This is a genomic window from Solitalea canadensis DSM 3403 (assembly GCF_000242635.2).
GTDB classification, from domain to species: Bacteria; Bacteroidota; Bacteroidia; order Sphingobacteriales; family Sphingobacteriaceae; genus Solitalea; species Solitalea canadensis.
Genome location: NC_017770.1, coordinates 1,053,642 through 1,072,492 on the forward strand (window position 1 = coordinate 1,053,642; position 18,851 = coordinate 1,072,492).

General features: G+C 36.9%; 21 protein-coding genes. 15 read left to right on the top strand and 6 right to left on the bottom strand.

The window, feature by feature from the left end:
* Positions 1 to 33: 33 nt before the first annotated feature.
* The 10 genes from SOLCA_RS04355 (at position 34) to SOLCA_RS04400 (ending at position 8,182) form a co-directional block, all read left to right on the top strand.
* Positions 34 to 258 carry a CcmD family protein gene (locus tag SOLCA_RS04355; protein WP_014679234.1) on the top strand — a complete coding sequence of 75 codons (225 nt, stop codon included), beginning with the start codon at positions 34 to 36 and terminating at the stop codon, positions 256 to 258.
* Between the two features lie 106 nt (positions 259 to 364).
* Complete coding sequence (locus SOLCA_RS04360; protein WP_014679235.1) at positions 365 to 1,801, top strand: Glu/Leu/Phe/Val family dehydrogenase; 1,437 nt, start codon at positions 365 to 367, stop codon at positions 1,799 to 1,801.
* Positions 1,802 to 1,834: 33 nt separating this feature from the next.
* Complete coding sequence (locus SOLCA_RS04365; RefSeq protein WP_014679236.1) at positions 1,835 to 2,035, top strand: dodecin family protein; 201 nt, start codon at positions 1,835 to 1,837, stop codon at positions 2,033 to 2,035.
* A 227-nt stretch (positions 2,036 to 2,262) separates the two neighbouring features.
* Positions 2,263 to 2,679, top strand: a complete 417-nt coding sequence (locus SOLCA_RS04370; protein ID WP_014679237.1) for a cytochrome c maturation protein CcmE domain-containing protein — start codon at positions 2,263 to 2,265, stop codon at positions 2,677 to 2,679.
* A 98-nt stretch (positions 2,680 to 2,777) separates the two neighbouring features.
* Positions 2,778 to 5,318 carry a heme lyase CcmF/NrfE family subunit gene (locus SOLCA_RS04375; protein ID WP_014679238.1) on the top strand — a complete coding sequence of 847 codons (2,541 nt, stop codon included), beginning with the start codon at positions 2,778 to 2,780 and terminating at the stop codon, positions 5,316 to 5,318.
* A gap of 104 nt (positions 5,319 to 5,422) precedes the next feature.
* A complete protein-coding gene (locus SOLCA_RS04380; protein WP_014679239.1) occupies positions 5,423 to 6,187 on the top strand; it encodes a Rossmann-like and DUF2520 domain-containing protein in 765 nt (254 codons plus the stop codon).
* Positions 6,188 to 6,278: 91 nt separating this feature from the next.
* Positions 6,279 to 6,611: a 2Fe-2S iron-sulfur cluster-binding protein gene (locus tag SOLCA_RS04385; protein ID WP_014679240.1), complete on the top strand. Its 333-nt coding sequence runs from the start codon at positions 6,279 to 6,281 to the stop codon at positions 6,609 to 6,611.
* 71 nt (positions 6,612 to 6,682) lie between these two features.
* Entirely contained in the window at positions 6,683 to 6,925 is a 243-nt protein-coding gene (gene iscX, locus SOLCA_RS04390; RefSeq protein ID WP_014679241.1) for a Fe-S cluster assembly protein IscX, read from the top strand.
* Between the two features lie 99 nt (positions 6,926 to 7,024).
* Positions 7,025 to 7,546 (top strand): KdsC family phosphatase, encoded by a 522-nt coding sequence (locus SOLCA_RS04395; RefSeq protein WP_014679242.1) that lies wholly within the window; start codon positions 7,025 to 7,027, stop codon positions 7,544 to 7,546.
* A 75-nt stretch (positions 7,547 to 7,621) separates the two neighbouring features.
* On the top strand, positions 7,622 to 8,182 hold the full coding sequence (locus SOLCA_RS04400; RefSeq protein ID WP_014679243.1) for a Maf family protein: 561 nt from the start codon (positions 7,622 to 7,624) through the stop codon (positions 8,180 to 8,182).
* A gap of 299 nt (positions 8,183 to 8,481) precedes the next feature.
* Here the strand turns inward: SOLCA_RS04400 and SOLCA_RS04405 are convergent, their stop codons facing one another.
* The 4 genes from SOLCA_RS04405 to SOLCA_RS04420 form a co-directional block, all read right to left on the bottom strand.
* Positions 8,482 to 9,420, bottom strand: coding sequence for a Ppx/GppA phosphatase family protein (locus SOLCA_RS04405; protein WP_014679244.1), 939 nt, complete (start codon positions 9,418 to 9,420; stop codon positions 8,482 to 8,484).
* A 491-nt stretch (positions 9,421 to 9,911) separates the two neighbouring features.
* A complete protein-coding gene (locus SOLCA_RS04410; protein WP_014679245.1) occupies positions 9,912 to 11,228 on the bottom strand; it encodes an ABC transporter permease in 1,317 nt (438 codons plus the stop codon).
* A 38-nt stretch (positions 11,229 to 11,266) separates the two neighbouring features.
* The gene (locus tag SOLCA_RS04415) at positions 11,267 to 12,193 is read right to left on the bottom strand and encodes an ABC transporter ATP-binding protein (RefSeq protein WP_014679246.1); all 927 of its coding nucleotides are present in this window, start codon (positions 12,191 to 12,193) and stop codon (positions 11,267 to 11,269) included.
* A gap of 156 nt (positions 12,194 to 12,349) precedes the next feature.
* Complete coding sequence (locus tag SOLCA_RS04420; protein WP_014679247.1) at positions 12,350 to 13,270, bottom strand: DUF6624 domain-containing protein; 921 nt, start codon at positions 13,268 to 13,270, stop codon at positions 12,350 to 12,352.
* 184 nt (positions 13,271 to 13,454) lie between these two features.
* On the opposite strand from SOLCA_RS04420, the gene SOLCA_RS04425 reads away from it, so the two are divergent.
* The 5 genes from SOLCA_RS04425 to SOLCA_RS04445 are packed head-to-tail and all read left to right on the top strand — an operon-like array spanning position 13,455 to position 16,959.
* The gene (locus SOLCA_RS04425) at positions 13,455 to 14,519 is read left to right on the top strand and encodes an acyltransferase family protein (RefSeq protein ID WP_014679248.1); all 1,065 of its coding nucleotides are present in this window, start codon (positions 13,455 to 13,457) and stop codon (positions 14,517 to 14,519) included.
* 51 nt (positions 14,520 to 14,570) lie between these two features.
* Positions 14,571 to 15,101, top strand: coding sequence for a hypothetical protein (locus tag SOLCA_RS04430; protein ID WP_157604508.1), 531 nt, complete (start codon positions 14,571 to 14,573; stop codon positions 15,099 to 15,101).
* Between the two features lie 20 nt (positions 15,102 to 15,121).
* Positions 15,122 to 15,730: a hypothetical protein gene (locus tag SOLCA_RS04435; RefSeq protein ID WP_014679250.1), complete on the top strand. Its 609-nt coding sequence runs from the start codon at positions 15,122 to 15,124 to the stop codon at positions 15,728 to 15,730.
* A gap of 20 nt (positions 15,731 to 15,750) precedes the next feature.
* Positions 15,751 to 16,323, top strand: a complete 573-nt coding sequence (locus SOLCA_RS04440) for a hypothetical protein (RefSeq protein WP_014679251.1) — start codon at positions 15,751 to 15,753, stop codon at positions 16,321 to 16,323.
* Positions 16,324 to 16,341: 18 nt separating this feature from the next.
* Positions 16,342 to 16,959, top strand: coding sequence for a hypothetical protein (locus tag SOLCA_RS04445; protein ID WP_014679252.1), 618 nt, complete (start codon positions 16,342 to 16,344; stop codon positions 16,957 to 16,959).
* An 83-nt stretch (positions 16,960 to 17,042) separates the two neighbouring features.
* On the opposite strand, the gene dnaJ is transcribed toward SOLCA_RS04445, so the two are convergent.
* Together dnaJ and SOLCA_RS04455 are read right to left on the bottom strand one after the other, a co-directional pair.
* A complete protein-coding gene (dnaJ, locus tag SOLCA_RS04450; protein WP_014679253.1) occupies positions 17,043 to 18,203 on the bottom strand; it encodes a molecular chaperone DnaJ in 1,161 nt (386 codons plus the stop codon).
* Between the two features lie 4 nt (positions 18,204 to 18,207).
* A complete protein-coding gene (locus SOLCA_RS04455) occupies positions 18,208 to 18,777 on the bottom strand; it encodes a nucleotide exchange factor GrpE (RefSeq protein ID WP_014679254.1) in 570 nt (189 codons plus the stop codon).
* Positions 18,778 to 18,851 lie beyond the last annotated feature (74 nt).

The following is an 18,851-nucleotide window of genomic DNA, read 5'->3' on the forward strand; positions in this document are numbered from 1 at the left end:
CATTAAAATCTGTGTAATCCCAACTAATAGAAAATGAAAAAATATATATTGAGTATACTTTTAACATTGATGTCATTAGCCACTTTTGCTCAAAATGCAAACGGAATTGAAATGGCAGATACGCTTCGTAGTTCAGGTAAAATCTATATCGTAGTAGGTGTAATCGCGATAATTTTTATTGGTATCATTGTCTACCTGGTAAGTATCGATAAAAAATTGTCAAAGCTTGAAAAAGAACATCAGCATTTAAAGAAATAACAAACCTTACGGTTTTTAGCCCAAAATAAAAAAGCCAAATGCTTCATTATCTTATTGATGAAGTGTTTGGCTTTCTTTATTTTTAATAATACCAATCATTTAATCTATGGCTAAGAAACCCTCAAAAGCCGCCGCCCATGAAATAAGTTTCTGGGACGACGTATGCGACTATTTTAATCACGCGGCCACATTTACCGATCATCCGAAAGATATTCTTGAAATGATACGTGAGTGTAATAGTATTTATTCCTTTAAGTTTCCGATAAGAGCAAACGGCGGTTTTGAATTAATATCAGCCTGGCGTGTGGAGCATTCGCATCATAAGCTCCCAACAAAAGGCGGTATTCGTTACAGTGAGTTCGTTCATGAAGATGAGGTAAAAGCGCTGGCTGCACTAATGACATATAAGTGTGCCATCGTAAATGTTCCCTATGGGGGTGCCAAAGGTGGTGTTAAGGTAAATCCCAAAAAATACAGTGAACGAGAGCTGGAGAATATTACCCGTCGTTATACTTCAGAATTAATCAAGAAAAACTTTATTGGTCCGGGTACAGATGTCCCTGCTCCTGATTACGGAACTGGTGAACGTGAAATGTCGTGGATTGTTGATACTTATCAGGCCTATAACCCCGGACAAATTGATTCAAATGCCTGTGTAACCGGTAAACCCTTGGCGCAACACGGTATTGCCGGCAGGAGAGAGGCAACCGGGAGAGGTGTTTTTTTTGCTGCCCGTGAATGTGTAAATGTTCCTGAAGACATGAAGAAAGTGAAGCTTTCTGTTGGCTTAGAAGGCAAACGGGTAATTGTACAGGGTTTAGGTAATGTGGGCTACTATTCAGCAAAGTTTATCCAGGAAGCCGGAGGAATAATTGTAGGTTTATGTGAGTATGAAGGCGCTATTTATGATTCTAAAGGGTTGGATGTTGACGATGTGGTTCGTCACCGCAAAGAAACCGGATCCATATTGAATTACAAGAAAGCCAAAAACTTCAAAAACAGCAGCGAGGGATTGGAGCAAGAGTGTGACATATTTGTTCCTGCAGCATTGGAGAATCAGATTCATGACGGGAATATAGCTGCCATCAAAGCGAAAATAATTGTAGAAGGAGCCAATGGACCGACAACTCCCGATGCAGCGACTGCTTTTATCAAGCGTGGAGGGATCATTGTTCCGGATATGTATGCCAATGCAGGTGGTGTGACAGTTTCCTATTTTGAATGGTTGAAGAATCTGTCGCATGTAGCTTTTGGGAGGATGAATAAACGCTTTGAAGAAAATGCCGCTCGTAATATGGTGGATATGATTGAACGCATGACCGGGCAATCGATCACAGCTGATCAGCGAACAGTTATCGTAAAAGGAGCTTCCGAACTTGAATTGGTAAATTCTGGATTGGAAGAAACGATGGTGAGGGCTTACCATGAGATAAGAGACATTCAGTTAGCCAATAAGAAGATAACAGATCTGCGAATGGCTGCTTTCGTATGTGCAATTGACAAAGTTGCTATATCTTATAAAAACCTTGGAATTTTTCCTTAATTAATAAAACCAATTTATTTAAAATTTACGCTCATGGGAATTGTAAAAGTGATCGAGGTGATTGCCACCTCCGACAAAAGTATTGACGACGCTGTGCGCAATGCTGTTACAGAAGTTTCAAAAACAGTTAGAAATATCGACTCTGTTTTTGTGAAAGATATCAAAGCACACGTAAAGGATGGCCAGGTAACAACCTTTGGTGTTATTTGCCAGCTATCCTTCCGGGTTGATTAAATGCGCTCGCAAAGCCGCTCAGATTTATTTCGGGTTGAGAGTTACGAATTACGTGTTATGGGTTGCGGATTAATCATAAATACGTAACTCGTAACCCTTAATTCGTAATAATCTCACTTTGCGAGAATACCCATTCCTCTGTAACAAATCCAACAAACTCTTAAATACGTCGGTTAAGAAGCTAAAATTGCGTATCTTTGCGAAACTTTTTAAATCGTTGATTATTAATGAAAAAGACGCACATTGTAGGTATTGCAATCATTGCGGTTGCTATTGCGATCATCGTATCAACTTATGGGAACTCGAGCACTTATGCATCATTCGCTGAAGCTAAAGAAACCTCTAAAGAGTTGCATGTGGTTAGTCACTTAGTTAAAGAAAAGCCACAGTACTATGATCCTATTAAGGATGCCAACTATTTCAGTTTCTATGCAAAAGATAATAACGGAAACGAATGTAAAGTAGTGTTTTTCGGTACCAAGCCGCAAGATTTTGAAAAATCTGAACAGATTGTATTGACAGGTGGTATGGTTGGTAATGAATTTCATGCATCCAAGATTTTGATGAAATGTCCGTCAAAATATACCGATCAGGAAGGTGAAATGAAAGAATTCACCTCTAAAAAGACTACCGCGTCTTTATAATAATAGATCGTAAATAAACAATTAAACAGAATAATGGTTAACTAACAGTGCTCTTTATAACTGTTGTTAATTACTCAATTATAGTTCTTAGATTTTAGATGGATATTCAATACGTTGGTGAACACCTTCTTCCCGGCAAATTAGGCCAGTTTTTTATAGTATTGGCTTTCGGTGCTTCTCTTTTATCAACAATAGCTTATTATTTTCAAACGGTTAAAGATAAGGAAGACACCTCATGGCGTCAGATCGGTCGTTGGTCGTTCCGGATTCAGTCGGTTGCTGTAATAGTTATTATTGCTTCGCTTTTCTACATCATCTATAATCATTATTTCGAATACAATTACGCCTGGTCGCATTCTTCAAAAACACTTCCGGTTGAATACATGATTTCCTGTTTCTGGGAAGGACAAGAGGGAAGTTTCCTTCTTTGGGCTTTCTGGCAACTGGTAATTGGTAACGTGCTAATGCGGACAGCTAAAAGCTGGGAAGATAGTGTAATGACCGTTATTGGTCTTTCACAGGTTTTCATTCTTTCGATGCTTTTAGGCGTAGAGATTTTCGGTCATCGTATTGGAAGTTCTCCATTCATTTTGTTGCGTGAAGCAATGGCTAACGCTCCTGTATTTAAAGATCCTGAATATTTAATAAAATATATTTCTGACGGAAAAGGTTTAAATCCGTTGTTACAGAACTACTGGATGGTAATTCACCCACCTACTTTGTTCTTCGGATTTGCTTCAATGGTAGCTCCATTTGCATATGCAATTGCTGGGCTATGGACTAAACGAATTACAGAATGGGTTAAACCGGCAATTCCATGGGCATTAATTGCTGTTATGGTATTAGGTGCCGGAATTATCATGGGTTCATTCTGGGCTTATGAAGCATTGAACTTTGGTGGATTCTGGGCTTGGGATCCGGTTGAAAATGCATCATTGATTCCATGGTTAACCATGATCTCAGCAGTGCACGTATTGATTGTTTATAAGAACACTGGTCATTCCTATTTTACGGGTCTTTTCTTAACAGTAATTAGTTACATCCTGGTATTATACGCGTCATTCCTTACCCGTAGTGGTATTTTAGGAGAAACTTCAGTACACTCATTTACTGATTTAGGTATGTCGGGTCAGTTAGTGATTTATGTATTGGCGTTTTTGGTATTAAGTACTGTCCTGATTGTTATCAACTGGAAGAAAATGCCATTTACCGAAAAGGAAGAAAGCATTTATTCTCGTGAATTCTGGATGTTTATTGGGGCTTTGGTAATGACTTTGTCTTGTTTGCAAGTAATCGGATTTACATCAGTACCTGTAATCAATAAGCTAATTGGAACTGATATAGCTCCTCCTCTGGAACCAGTACCATTCTACAACAAATGGCAAATGCCGTTTGCCATGGTTGTTGCTATTTTATTAGGATTCTCCCAATTCATGAAATACAAGAAAACCGAAGCTGCTAAATTTTGGATTAGTACCGGGGTTTCTTTAGTAATGTCGTTAGTAATCACCTTTATCATTTGTTATTTTACCTTTTTCGGAGGGTTAAAATTGATTTATGGTGAAGGATTTACCAATGAAAACGATTTCAATTGGATGTTCCCTGTATTGATTTTTGCTGCTGTATTTGGAGTATTGACAAACTTTACCGTTCTGGCTGATGCAGTAAAAGGTAAATTTAAATTAACCGGATCTGCAGTAGCACATATTGGTTTTGGGTTGATGTTGATCGGTGCTGTAGTTGCTGCTTCGCAAAATAAGGTAATTTCTGTGAACACCTCTGGCTTTGATTACGGTGAGCAGTTCGACGCTAAAAACAAACGTGAGAATATTCTTCTTTGGAAAAATGAGCCAATGAAGATCAATAAATATACGGTTACCTATTTAGGTGATTCAACAGAAGGAGTGAATACTTATTACCGTGTAAACTATAAAGTACTTGATGAGAATAACCAGGTTAAAGAAAGTTTTGACTTGTTCCCATTAGGTCAGCAAAACCCTTCAATGGGATTAGTTGCCTCTCCAGATACTCGTCATTACCTAACACACGATATTTATACGCACGTAAGTTCTGTGCCTAAGAAAGAAGTGGAAGGTGAAGAGCATGCTCCGCATGAGGGTCATAATGAGGATGAAGAATATAATAAGCCAATTTCTTATAAAGTAAGCATTGGCGATACCATTTTCTTTGATGAAGGAAAAGTGATCGTAAGATCGGTAAACAGAAAAGCACAACTTAAAGATATTCCGCTTTCAGGAAATGATGTGGCAATTGGTATTTCCCTGGATGTAGTTGCAAATGACGATAACAAGGTTACTCCTGTAGAACCTGTTTATCTGATCAAAAATAATGCAGCGTTTAGCTTCCCTAAAAAAATGGATGAGTTCGGACTTAAGTTCAGGTTGGTTAAGATCATTCCTGAAGACCATAAGTTTGAAATCGAAATGTTGAAGAAACCAGGCAAGCAAAAGGATTATATTATCATGAAAGCAATTGTGTTCCCTTATATCAATTTATTGTGGAGTGGAACAATTATCATGGTAATCGGTTTTGCATTCGCAATTTCACGCAGAATAAAAGAATTAAGAGCTACGTCAGGAGCTCAAGCTGCTGATAAAAAAGTAAAGCAAGTCGCTTAACTAAATAAAAATTTCGAAGGGAGCAGAGATAGGAGTGATACTTTTATCTTTGCTCTCTCATTTTTAATAAAGTTTCAGTTCACTAAAATACTTATACCGATAAGATGAAGATAGTTTTTCTGGGTTCGGGAAATGTAGCCACAAATATGTCCATTGCTATGCAAAACGCCGGACATGCCGTGATGCAGATTTACAATCATCGTATTGAAAGTGCTAAGTTGTTGGCGGAAGAACTGAAATGCTCGTATACAGATCAGTTAACAGATATAAGCGTACAAGCCGAAGTTTATGTAATCTCTGTAAAAGATGATGTTATTGAAGAACTCGCTAAGCAGTTAAGTATTTCAGGAAAAGTCGTGGTTCATACAGCCGGAAGTGTTCCTATGGAAGCTTTAAGTGCGGCTACAACAAATTTTGGGGTTTTGTATCCATTGCAAACGTTTACTAAAGGACGTTTACTTGATTTTAAAACGATTCCCTTGTTTGTCGAGGCTGCCGACGAAAGGACATTAGCCATTATTAAAGAGTTAGCGAATACAATTTCAAGTTCTGTAAAAGAGGCCGATTTCGAGCAACGCAAGATTTTACATCTTTCGGCAGTTCTTGCCTGCAATTTTGTAAATCATTTATATGACCTGTCTCAGGATCTATTAAAAGTTTATCAGTTGGATTTTGATGCATTAAGACCGTTAGTCCTTGAAACTGCATTGAAAGTGCAAAAAATGAATCCACATGAAGGCCAAACCGGTCCGGCACGACGTAATGATCAGCTGGTTATTGCAAAACATTTACAGTTGCTGTCAAACAATGTGCCTTTAAAGAATATTTATACAATACTTACAGATAGTATCGTAAAGAGTTATCAATAGTATTGGTTGATATATAGAGGGTTATCATTGCCCTTTTTTATTAACCCAACATTGATTGTCGATTACTATTGTTAATTATTAATTTTGACGCATGAACGTATATAAAGTAAAATTTAATTTCGAAGAGGAGGGAAAAGAGCCCGTAGAACTTACGATTGCTGAAGGCGAATCGGTTTTAGACGTGGCTCTTGAGAACGATATCGAACTTCAGCATAATTGTGGTGGTGTTTGCGGTTGTAGTACCTGTCACATCTACGTATTAAATGGCATGGATAATATTCAAGATATTTCTGATAAGGAAGAAGATTTTATTGATCGTGCCGTAAATCCCAAAATTACTTCACGTCTTGGTTGCCAATGTGTGATTATTGACGGAAATATTGAGATTATGGTTCCTGACCAATCAGGTTTCATGGGACATTAATTTACTGTTGCATAGATTGTTTAACGATTACCCCGATTCCCTGATTTTATCCGGGATTATATTGAAATAATATGATAGAAGAAAAATATGCTTTACCCATTAAATGGAACGATTACGAAGATATCGCCATGGGATTGTATGATAAATTTGGAGACGATTTCAGTGAACCTAAGATCTACCGCATTCGTTTTACCGAATTGATGGAGTGGGTACTTTCATTACCTAATTTCAAAGGTACTAAAGAAGAGTGTAACGAAGGTCACCTGGAGCAAATTCAAAGTGCTTGGGTGTACGAGTGGAGAGATAATCAATAATATTAATTTGGGAATTTGAGAAGGTGAAAAATTGAGAATAATACTTTTCAATTCCTAATTACATTCTCAAATTCCCAAATTTCAAATTCACAAATTCTCATGAGTTTTCTGCCTAAACTGAAAGATATTACCACTTTCATTTTTGATGTTGACGGAGTGTTGACGGATGGATCAGTTTTAGTAACCGAAGATGGTCATCATTTACGTAGTTTCAATATTAAAGATGGATATGCGCTGCAATTAGCAGTTAAACGCGGCTATAATGTAGCAATCATTTCCGGAGGTACTTCTGAGGGAGTTCGTAAACGCCTGGAAGGCCTGGGTATAAAGGATATCTTTTTAGGAGCAGGAAAGAAGATCGAAGTTTTTGAAAAATTGCTTGTTGAAAAAGGCATTTCAAAAGAACAGGTCTTATATGTAGGTGATGATATCCCTGACTTTATTGTAATGCGCCAGGTAGGAATCGCTGCTTGTCCGAATGATGGAGTACCAGAAATACAGGAAGTATCAACTTATATTTCTCCATTAAACGGAGGTAAAGGTGTTGCCCGCGATGTGATCGAGAAGGTAATGAAAGTACAAGGGAAATGGATGGACGACCAACAAGGGTTTATCTGGTAATACAATTTAATTAAAATTGCACGGCGTAATCATTCTGACCCATATCGGAACTAGGCTTGTGTAATCACTAAAATTATGAAAATAATACTTGCATCTAAATCACCTCGTCGCCAGGAATTGTTAACAGCCATGGGCTTTAATTTCGATGTGGTGTTAAAGGATGTAGATGAATCTTACCCTGATACACTTTTGCCCGAAGAAGTTGCAGTATATATTTCCGACAAAAAAGCTAAGGCTTTTGATGCAAGCATTACGGATGAAATAGTAATTACTTCCGATACCATTGTTTGCATTAACGATGAAATTTTAGGCAAGCCGGTTGACAGAGAAGACGCAGTAAGAATGATCAATTTACTGAGTGGAACTCAGCATCAGGTGATAACCGGAGTTTCTGTACTTCATAAGCATAAAATAGATTCGTTTTACGATGTTACGATCGTTCATTTGGAGGAGATGACCAATGAAGAAATAGATTTTTACATCGATACCTATAAACCATACGACAAAGCCGGAGCATACGGTATCCAGGAATGGATAGGAATGAATAAGATCTCCAAAATCGAAGGCTCCTACACAAACGTAATGGGATTACCGACAGAGAAATTATACAAACATTTATTGGGGATTGAGTTATAATTATGGGTTACGGGTTGCGAGTTACGCGTTAAGTGTTTAGCTATTCGCAATTAACGAATCAATCGGAAAAGTTGGAGGATTGATACTTAAAACTTATAACTCTATAGGCGGAGAATAATCGTATAGGTTATACATCGAGTCTAAAACATAAGTCCTATACGGAATTAATTTTTTCAAATCTTCCTATTTCTATTAAGGTTAGACCTCTCCGAAGTTTAGTGCAGAACCCGAAACCCGTAACACGTAATCCGTAACATGAAATTCGAAACACTTAATCCGAAATCCGCAACCCTAACGAACTAAACAAGTTTCTTCGCTTCCTTCGCCATTTCAGCAATAACCCCTTCTTTTAATGCATAACCCGACAGGTGCATTCGCTGTACCTTTAATTTTTGGCGTACAAAGTGCGTTAAGATAGCCGCCACAACGATCATATCTACACGCATGGTAATTAATCCCGGGGTATGCAGTCGTTCTTTATGCGTAGACTTGATTATCTGCTCGTAGATCTGCTCAAATTCCTCTGAGTTGAACTTATAAGAGATGATGTTTTCTGTTAATTGAGGCGTATAAAACCGATGAGCAATCATATCGGCAAATGTTTCAAATGAACCAGCTGAACCCACCAATTGATCTATTTTGTAAATGGAAGTAGCTTCAAATAAAGGATGTAGTTTTTCTTCAAAATAACTCTCCAATTCAGCTATTTCGCTTTCTGAAATAGGATCGCTCAAGTGAAATTTCTGAATCAGACGAGATGCACCAATTTCGAAACTCTGCTTCCAAAATAATTGCTGATCATTACAGATAATAAATTCAACACTTCCTCCTCCAATATCAATAATTAACGATTTATGATTGTGAAGATTAACTGCTTCTTTTACACCTGAATAAATATATTCTGCTTCCCGGTCTCCATCAATAATTTCGACTTCGTACCCGGTAATTTCTTTTACTTTATCCGCAAATTCTTGTCCGTTACGGGCATTTCTTAAGGCAGAAGTGCCAATAACTTTTAGTGTTTCAATACCAAACTCAAGTATTTTATCTTCAAAATGTTTTACCGCATTTATCCCTCTTTCAAAAGCAGACTCTACGATAATACGCTTGTTAATGCCTCCCTCACCTAATTTTACAGGTAGATTTTCTTTATATACTTCTTCCATTAAGCCGTTTTTTAGTTCAGCAATTAATAAATGAAAAGTATTAGTACCCATGTCAATTACGGCAAGTCTCATCAGTTTAATTAAAGTGTTGGGTTAAATAACAGATCGAAGGAAAACTTTTTATTTATTGGTTTGCCTCATTATACAAAGATAATTAACAAAAAACGCTAAACATTGTTGTTTAACGTTTTTCGAAAATGTTTTTATCTTTTATACGGATCAAAATAATATTGAATCAGAAACATAAAGCCAACAAATAATAGATAGCATTACTCAATTGATGTTAATACTGACAAATGTGTAATCCGCCCTGTACAGTTCGGAAGAGCTAATTTAAGTTCTTGCAATAACCGCGGGAGAACTGTACGCAGCGGCGGCGTTTTTTGCTTACTTTTTTTTCGCTGTAGAAAAAAAGTAAGTCCCGCTGAAAGCGTCTAAAGAAGTATATAGTACTCGTTGGATTTTAAGGGAATACTGTATAAACACACCCTTTAGAAATGAGATTTAATTTTGCAACTGTCAATACATGAACTTTATCTTATACTTAATCTCCTAGAGATAAATTATCTATAAAACAACCATTTGCCCAACTCTTTCCAACTCACTTTCTTGCCATACATCAAAATTCCTGTGCGATAGATCTTTGCTGCAAGCCAAACGGTTCCTAAAAATCCAAGGATCAATAAAAACATGGATAAGGCAAGTTCCCAGCCGGCTACTCCATAAGGTATACGCACCATCATTACAACGGGAGAGAAGAAAGGAATCATCGACATCCAGAAAGAAATAGGACTGTCGGGATTATTTACCACAAAATTTATAGAGAATATAAAAGCAAATACCAGAGGCAGTGTTACCGGCATCATAAACTGCTGCGTTTCTGTTTCATTATCCACAGCAGAACCTATAGCAGCAAAGATAGCGCTGTACAGTAAATAACCACCTAAGAAATAAAAGATGAAGCAACCGATAACTAATGGAATGGAGATTGTACCCATTGCGTCAAAGAAATCAGCAGCCGGATTATTATTTTGAGCCGTTGCATTAGCTGCGGCCGGATTTTTCTGCATCTGTTCAATTTTAGTTTGAGCGCTATCCGGAACAAGCACTTTCATCGCAACAGAACTGATTGTAGTGGTCAACACAATCCATAATAAGAATTGTGTTAAACCTACCAGTGCTATACCGATAATTTTACCCATCATCAGCTGAAATGGTCTAACTGAAGATATAATTACTTCTACAATCCGGTTCGTTTTTTCTTCAATTACCCCACGCATTACCTGAACTCCATAGATGAAAATAAACATATAGATCAGGATTGAGGAGACCATTCCAACACCAAAAGCAGCTCCCGAACTTCCGGCTTCTTCGCCTTTTTCAGTCAGCTTTTTCGTACTTACAGATACATTGGTTTTTAAGTTATCCAGTACCTTTTGATCTATTCCGGCCTCGATCAGTTTTTTATCGCGCAGCACATTTTCGAGGTGTTTTTCAACATCGGAACTGAAGCTTAATCCTGCTTGTTTCTGAGAGATTAACTGAATGTTTGTCGGTTGATAACCTTCAAATTTGGGAATGTAGAGTAAATAGCTATTCTCGCCGCTTTTAACGATCTTCTTCGCTTCTTCTAATGGAATATCCAGGTAGGAAAACTTAATGGTTTTCTCGTCTTTAAGTTTGCCTTTAAAAACACCACTTTCATCAACAACAACAACCGTTCTTGGTCCGCTTAATTCATCTCCTTTCCATACCAGAGCAATAATCCCGGCATACATCAGCATAATTAATAAGGGTACAAGGATGGTTAATATGATGAATGATTTCTTGCGGACACGGGTCATGTATTCGCGACTTATAATGAGTAATATCTTATTCATTGATGATAGATTGAATCTTTTCTGTAGTTGGTTATTAACTATTGTAACTCTTCCGGTAAAATTCCGCCTGTTTCTTTCACTTTGGCAATAAAGATATCGTGCATGCTCGGAATAATTTCTTCTAAACCGGCAACCTGTACTTGAGGTATCAGGAATTGTAAAAGATCATTTGCAGTACGTTCTCCATGTAGTTTAACTGTCATATGTTTATGGAGATCGTCTTCGTGTTGCTTCATTATCTCAAAAAGAGAAGAACCGTCATTTATTATATGGCCGTTATAAGTTACTTTGTATGAATGACTTCTGTATGCATACCTGATATCTCTGACCTTTCCATCCAGAATCTTCTGCGATTTATTGATCAAAGCAATAGAGTCACAAAGTGTTTCCACTGATTCCATGCGGTGAGTTGAGAATATGATTGTTGTTCCTTGTTTGTTTAAATCTAAAATCTCACGGGTGATAATATCAACATTAATAGGATCGAATCCGGAGAATGGCTCATCAAGAATAAGTAATTCGGGTTGATGCATCACAGTGGCAACAAATTGAACTTTTTGTTGCATTCCTTTTGACAGTTCTTCTACCTTTTTATGCCACCAACTTTGAATTTCTAAACGTTCAAACCAATAACGGGCACGCTGAATTGCCTCCGATTTGCTCAAGTTTTTTAGCTGAGCAAGGTACAGTACCTGCTCTCCAATTTCCATCTTTTTATACAATCCTCTTTCTTCCGGTAGATAGCCAATTCGTTCAATATGTTTAGAAGAAAGGCGTTCGCCGTTGAACAAAATTTCGCCACTATCTGGTGCAGTAATTTGATTTATAATGCGGATAAGAGATGTTTTTCCTGCCCCGTTTGGGCCTAAAAGTCCAAATACACTTCCCTTCTCAATTTCTATGCTCACGCCACTCAATGCAGTATGATTGGCGTATTGTTTTACAATATTGCGGATGCTTAACATATTTCAGATTTGAATGTTCAAGTTAGAAAAATATACAATCAATTCTCCTTCTGCGCGAAAGTTTTACAAATGAAACTAATTTTTAAAAATGTTGCTTAAAAAAACAGGTCGCCCTTTTTATGGACGACCTGCATTATTTCTTTATATCAGAAAATGCTATAATGTTAAACCGTATTGTTTTAAAAATTCATGAATAGGAGGCAGACCTGCTTCGGCTCTTAATTCATTCAGCATTTGTTTATCGGCAATAGGAGGAAGGTAATACTTCCCATTTTCATCACAGGCAACCTGGCTGCCATAAATTTGCTTTTTACCGTTTGAGAGTGCTATAATATCTTCAAGAATAGCGAGTTGATAAGGATTTACGATATAATTACGAACAGCCTTTTTCAATTCTGGCAGATACTTTTTTTGAGTATAAGAGCTGGCATATTTTAGTACCAACAACTGGGCTTCGCTAGCCTTTCTTCCAACTAGTCCTGGCCCTACCCAGCCCACAGTATTCCACAAATCGGCTAAAACTTCTTTATAGGCAGAATCTTTAACAGCCACCTCTCTTGTTAATTGGGCAATTGCTACAGGGTTTTGTGGTTTTAAGCGTTTTAAACTATCCAGTTTGGCATGATTACTTTTGATATTTTCACCTATAGTTTCAAGTTGCATCTTTAACTGGCGGTCCATATTAACAGCAGCTTTTTCTTCGTTACGGCGAACTGCTTTTAATAACGTTCCCCAACGTCGGTCGTCATGTAATGACGTTAATGCCTCATCGTTAATGATACGTTCATAATCGCTAAAACCAGCTTGTTGCGCCATGCGTAACAGGTGGTGATAGGCAGAATCAGGAACGCCTAACATCGACCATGCTCGTGCAGCATTATAGCGATCAGCAATAGTGCCTCTCCATCCATTTACTCTGAAAGCCCAAGTATAAGTGTATGTTGATTTTTTGTACTCTTTTGCTTTGAATAAAGAATCTGCAGATTTGGTTAATGTTTGATAAATCTCGGCTTGCGCCTTAGCAAAGGAAATACCGAAGAAAAAGGAAATTAAAAAGAGAATGTAGAATTTCTTCATAAAAGAGATAATACCTGCGTTTTTTGGTTTAATTGATAGAGCGACAGCATGATCTGGTACGTAGACCTTTCAAATATAATACAATATTCAAAATATCAACTATTTAAAAAGAAACTTAACGGCGAGGAAATTTATCCTCTTATTATGTATATATGTGGAATTCATTTTACTAATTTTAAAGCCTATGGCTAAGCAACGTATATACAGTTTGGATGCTGTGCGAGGGATTTCTGCACTGTTGATCGTATTTTATCACGTATCATTTTGGCAAAACAGGGATATGTTTGATGGAGGCTCCTATGTAACGCAAAAGCTCGGAATTTACATGGTTGCGCTGTTTTATTTGCTTAGCGGAATTAGCATGGGATATATTTATCAGGATAAGTTTACGTCGCTTAAATCAACAGAACTCAAGGCCTTTTACCTGAAACGCTATTTTCGTATTGCTCCCTTATACTGCTTGTTGTGTGTGTTATCGATTTGGGTTTATTCAAAAACAATTGATGCGGCCTTGCTATCAAGATTAGCCGCAAATTTTAGTTTATTGTTTGGTTTGGTTGAACCCGGTTACTCTATGCTTACGGGTGGTTGGTCGATAGGTGTTGAATTTTTTTTCTACGTCTTTTTTCCGTTTTTACTATGGTTATCATTACGTAATAAGTATTGGAGTGTGTTAGTTCTGCTGGCATTAGGAGCGTTTGTTGTTATAACTGCTGTTTTATTAGAAAAATATCCATCATTGCCTGCAGGGTGGAAAATCTATTCTTATCCGCTTAATCATTTTCTTTATTTCTGGATAGGAGTAATGATTCCCCGAATAAAACCAATGAAAAACCATTGGGGCTATTTAGTATTGGGGTTGTTATTATTTATTCTTTCCGGATGGGTAAATGTTCGTGATAAAAATTATGCATTATCAATTGTTACCGGGTTAAATAGAGTATTGCTTTCGGTTAGTGTAATATTAGTTGTTCTTTATTTCTACCTGAAAGTTAAATTTAAAAGCGACTGGTTAAATCATTGGAGCGACTGGTTGGCTTCAGTTAGTTTTTCCTTGTACTTGTTACATCCTTTTGTTTACTTCTTATTGATGAAATTCCTGGCAGCAAACAAACTCAGTTGGCCATTCTGGTACGTTTTTCCATTTGTGCTAGTAGCAACTGTTTTAATTGGGAGATTAGTTTACCAGTATGAAAAATATTTTGTTGATTTAGGAGGTAAGTTATTGAAAAAGAGCAAGGTAAATTAGTATATTCATACTATATTACCGTTACGCTCTATGAAAAAAACACTTCTACTTATGGGGATTCTAGTGAGTTTCCTAAGCTGTCAGAAAGATACTGACAAAGCCTGCCCTTATTTAAATACCACAGAAAAACATGTAAATGATTTAGGAGTACCGATACAGACATGTGGAGAGGCGATTAAAGATTCGGTAATCATATCTGAAACCCAAGGGCTCATAGACAGTGATGGAACTGATTTTGGAGGACTTACAACAACTTCTAATGGATTTCTTACAATCTATAATGACTATCAATATGTTTATTTTGAAACCATTGAACTAAGACGTAGTGATATTCAGATTCTTTCTTATGATGAAACAATTGAATATCAGCCAGAATATCAAAGTGATAGGATGTGGAAGATTTCAATTCAAGAATTAGGTGGTGTTAATTTGTTGAAAATTAAATATTTATCAGATTATTCTCAATGGCTTATATATGGGGACGAGGTATACTCACTTTATAGCTATGTATCCAGAAATGTAACTCGGTTTAATTCTTCATTTACCTATAAGATTTCACCTTGTTGTAATCCTAATGAATAACGAATTAATCTTTACGCTCTATGAAAAAAACACTACTACTTATGGGGATTCTAGTGAGTTTCCTAAGCTGTCAGAAAGATGCTGACAAAGCCTGTCCTTATTTAAATACTACTGAAAAACATGTAAATGATTTAGGGGTACCAATACAGACGTGTGGGGAAACGATAGTTAAAGACTTAATTTTTTATAAACTATTTCAATTGTTTGAACCTGGCAATAGTTGGTTTGTAGAAAATTATGGAAAATTAAAGGTCTATCAAGATGCCAAATACTTATATTTTGAATACGAGAATATAGATAATAACTATGAGTATGATTATTTAATTTATGTTGGTCCTGAAAATATTTTGATTCAAGATGATCCTGAAAAAAAAACGAAATATTTTCATCAAAGTAAAACACCAAAGTACAAAATTCCTCTAAATACATTTTCTCCTAATGAGAAAGTGGCCATATTATTCTATTCAAAGTACCGAATAGATGGTGACGAAGGATATTTCTATTCTGATAATCTTGCTTATGTCGCTGAGGAGGGGCTTCCCGAATATAAATATGATTATGTCGGTTATACTATATATCCGCGTTATTTTCTATATACAATTAATCCATGCTGCAGACCTAATGAATAACGAATTAATCTTTACGCACTATGAAAAAAACACTGCTGCTTATGGGAATTCTGCTGAGCTTCCTAAGCTGTCAGAAAGACGCTGACAAAGCCTGCCCATATTTAAATGCAACTGAAAAACACGTGAATGATTTAGGGGTTCCCATACAGACTTGTGGAGAAGAGTTGATCATCCCTTACGGCTATTACAGTTCTTATTCCGTCCCGGAAGATCACCCTTTTGATGATATTGATACTTATGGATATCCAATTGACGGTTATACGTTCTATGGAAAGTTTGTAGTATATAATGATAGCAAGTATTTATATGTTAAGGTATTAGATGATCCCGGGTGGTATTTTGATGATGATATAGATTTTGAGGTTTTTGTATATCCGGAGGGAGTGGTTCAGGACACAAAGAAGTACACTTCTAATGTTAACTTAATCCTTAAGATTCCGCTGTCAGATTTTAATCCTAATGTAAAACTAATTGTAGAACCCAAATTATTGGTCGATAATATTTATCTAGGGCCTTATATTGTTTATTGGAATCTATTCTCTCCAACTCAGGTACCATACAAAGTCTTTCCTTGTTGTGAAACAACTGAATAACAATAATACTTACGCTCTATGAAAAAAACACTACTACTTATGGGAGTTCTGGTGAGCTTCCTAAGCTGTCAGAAAGATGCTGACAAAGCCTGCCCATATTTAAATACTTCTGAAAAACACGTGAATGACTTAGGAGTACCAATTCAAACTTGTGGAGAGGAACTCATGGCACCAGTGTCAAAATTGGTTAGGATTTACGATGGGAATAAATACATCGATGAAAGCTTTGATGAAAAATGGGGATACGTTAAAATTTATATGGATGAGGATTATTTATATATCCAGCCAGACAATAATGTAGGAATTATTTATGATAACCATTACTTTGTTGGTCCTGAAAGTAAACTTTTAATTGACCCATTTACATTTACTCCACCCACACCTTATTGGTATCATGATCCTGGTAATGGTGTAAAAGTACCTTTGTCAAAGTTTAAAAATAATGAAGTAGTTGCCATATCGGTAAGGTATTACATTGTGTCAATGAATGACTATAACACATCTCACTATTATACCTTTAGTGGTTTTAATACAAAAGTTTGCAGGATGGAACCAGACGCGTACGGAAGAGAGGGAAGTTATGAACACAGATATTTCCTCTACAAAATAGTTAAATGTTGTAACCCTGCTGAATAGATACTATCAATATAAAAAACAAAACCCTTCCAAATTAGTCGGAAGGGTTTGTTTTATTTATCTAGTGCGAATCTTGAATCTTACTATTCAAAAAACTCTTTCATTTTTTCAAAAAAGCTTTTTTCATTTTTACCCGGATTCGGTTTAAAATTCGGAGAGTCTTTCAATTTCTCCAGTATTGCTTTTTCATCACTTGAAAGATTTTTAGGTGTCCAGATGTTTACGTGTACTAATTGATCACCACGAACATAACTGTTCACCTCTTTAATACCCTTGCCTTTTAAACGAAGGATTTTTCCGCCTTGTGTTCCCGGATCAATTTTGATACGAGCTTTGCCATCGATTGTAGGAATTTCAACTGAAGTACCCAATGCAGCATCAGCAAAGCTTAAATACAAGTCGTAAACAATGTTATTGCCATCACGTTTAAGCGTTTCGTGCTCTACTTCTTCGATTAAGATGATCAGGTCACCTGCTACACCTCCGCGAGGAGCCGCATTACCTTTACCACTTAACGAAAGTTGCATACCATCACTTACACCGGCAGGAATATTGATTTTTAAGGTTTCTTCTCCTCTTACAACACCTTCTCCGTGACAAGATGTACAACGGTCGGTAATAATTTGTCCTTCACCATGACAAGTAGGGCAGGTGCTTGTAGTAGCCATCTGACCTAAAATGGTGTTGGTTACACGACGCACATTTCCGCTTCCATTACAAGTTGAACAGGTTTTAAAAGAAGATCCACCTTTAGCTCCTGTTCCGCTACAGGTTGTACAGCTAACTTGTTTTTGAACTTTAATAGTTTTTTCAACACCGTTAGCAATTTCTTCCAAAGTAAGTTTTACTTTGATCCGAAGATTAGATCCTCTTGGTACTCTACGTCCACCATTGCTACGTCCACCGCCGCCACCAAAGAAACTTTCAAAAGGATGTGCTCCACCGAAAATATCACCGAACTGGCTGAAAATATCATCCATATTCATGTTACCTCCGCCGTATCCACCACCTCCTGCTGCACTCGCACGATGACCGAACTGGTCATAGCGCTGACGTTTTTCAGCATTACTCAGTATTTCATAAGCTTCTGCTGCTTCTTTAAAATTGTCTTCGGCTTCTTTGTCACCAGGGTTTTTATCAGGGTGGTACTTAATCGCTAACTTGCGGTAAGCTTTTTTGATTTCTTCAGCGCTAGCTGACCGTGAAACACCTAAAATATCGTAATAATCTCTTTTGGTCGACATGCTATTAAGCTCCTACAACTACTTTTGCGTAACGAATTACCTTATCGTTTAAATAATATCCTTTTTCAACCACGTCAATTACCTTGCCTTTCATATCATCAGAAGGAGCAGGGATATTAGTAATTGCTTCGTGCAAATCGGCATCAAACGGTAAACCGATAGCTTCCATTTCTTTAACACCTTGTTGTGTGAGCGCATTTTTAAATTTGTTGGCAATGAGTATTACTCCCTCAATAGCCGGATCGTTTTCTTTTCCTTCAAAGGACTTGAAAGCACGATCAAAATCGTCTAAAATGGGAAGTAAAGACTTAATGACATCTTTTCCGGCACTTTGAATTAAATCCACTCGTTCTTTAGAAGTACGACGACGGAAATTGTCAAACTCAGCATACAAACGAAGATATTTTTCATTCGCCAGATCCAATTCTTCCTTTAAAACCTTTTCAGGCGACTCTACTTCTTCACTTACTGCCATACTTTCCTGAACTTCCGCCGCATCGGCAGTGTTATCTATAAACTCCTCGTGAAACTGATTATCTTTATTTTCCATGTGTTTTTTCTTATTCTTCAACATATCTCAGGTTGATTTATAAGGTTATTGTGAATTAATGCAGCAACGTCAAAAATATTGCCAATAACTATTTAACC

Excerpts from the sequence above, each read along its gene's own strand:
- SOLCA_RS04440 (WP_014679251.1), top strand. The coding sequence starts at position 15,751 with ATGAAAAAAACACTGCTGCTTATGGGAATTCTGCTGAGCTTCCTAAGC.
- SOLCA_RS04435 (WP_014679250.1), top strand. The coding sequence starts at position 15,122 with ATGAAAAAAACACTACTACTTATGGGGATTCTAGTGAGTTTCCTAAGC.
- SOLCA_RS04455 (WP_014679254.1), bottom strand. The coding sequence starts at position 18,777 with ATGTTGAAGAATAAGAAAAAACACATGGAAAATAAAGATAATCAGTTT.
- SOLCA_RS04410 (WP_014679245.1), bottom strand. The coding sequence starts at position 11,228 with ATGAATAAGATATTACTCATTATAAGTCGCGAATACATGACCCGTGTC.
- SOLCA_RS04425 (WP_014679248.1), top strand. The coding sequence starts at position 13,455 with ATGGCTAAGCAACGTATATACAGTTTGGATGCTGTGCGAGGGATTTCT.
- iscX (WP_014679241.1), top strand. The coding sequence starts at position 6,683 with ATGATAGAAGAAAAATATGCTTTACCCATTAAATGGAACGATTACGAA.
- SOLCA_RS04405 (WP_014679244.1), bottom strand. The coding sequence starts at position 9,420 with ATGAGACTTGCCGTAATTGACATGGGTACTAATACTTTTCATTTATTA.
- dnaJ (WP_014679253.1), bottom strand. The coding sequence starts at position 18,203 with ATGTCGACCAAAAGAGATTATTACGATATTTTAGGTGTTTCACGGTCA.
- SOLCA_RS04415 (WP_014679246.1), bottom strand. The coding sequence starts at position 12,193 with ATGTTAAGCATCCGCAATATTGTAAAACAATACGCCAATCATACTGCA.
- SOLCA_RS04365 (WP_014679236.1), top strand. The coding sequence starts at position 1,835 with ATGGGAATTGTAAAAGTGATCGAGGTGATTGCCACCTCCGACAAAAGT.
- SOLCA_RS04370 (WP_014679237.1), top strand. The coding sequence starts at position 2,263 with ATGAAAAAGACGCACATTGTAGGTATTGCAATCATTGCGGTTGCTATT.
- SOLCA_RS04420 (WP_014679247.1), bottom strand. The coding sequence starts at position 13,270 with ATGAAGAAATTCTACATTCTCTTTTTAATTTCCTTTTTCTTCGGTATT.
- SOLCA_RS04430 (WP_157604508.1), top strand. The coding sequence starts at position 14,571 with ATGGGGATTCTAGTGAGTTTCCTAAGCTGTCAGAAAGATACTGACAAA.
- SOLCA_RS04360 (WP_014679235.1), top strand. The coding sequence starts at position 365 with ATGGCTAAGAAACCCTCAAAAGCCGCCGCCCATGAAATAAGTTTCTGG.
- SOLCA_RS04400 (WP_014679243.1), top strand. The coding sequence starts at position 7,622 with ATGAAAATAATACTTGCATCTAAATCACCTCGTCGCCAGGAATTGTTA.
- SOLCA_RS04445 (WP_014679252.1), top strand. The coding sequence starts at position 16,342 with ATGAAAAAAACACTACTACTTATGGGAGTTCTGGTGAGCTTCCTAAGC.
- SOLCA_RS04380 (WP_014679239.1), top strand. The coding sequence starts at position 5,423 with ATGAAGATAGTTTTTCTGGGTTCGGGAAATGTAGCCACAAATATGTCC.
- SOLCA_RS04375 (WP_014679238.1), top strand. The coding sequence starts at position 2,778 with ATGGATATTCAATACGTTGGTGAACACCTTCTTCCCGGCAAATTAGGC.
- SOLCA_RS04395 (WP_014679242.1), top strand. The coding sequence starts at position 7,025 with ATGAGTTTTCTGCCTAAACTGAAAGATATTACCACTTTCATTTTTGAT.
- SOLCA_RS04385 (WP_014679240.1), top strand. The coding sequence starts at position 6,279 with ATGAACGTATATAAAGTAAAATTTAATTTCGAAGAGGAGGGAAAAGAG.
- SOLCA_RS04355 (WP_014679234.1), top strand. The coding sequence starts at position 34 with ATGAAAAAATATATATTGAGTATACTTTTAACATTGATGTCATTAGCC.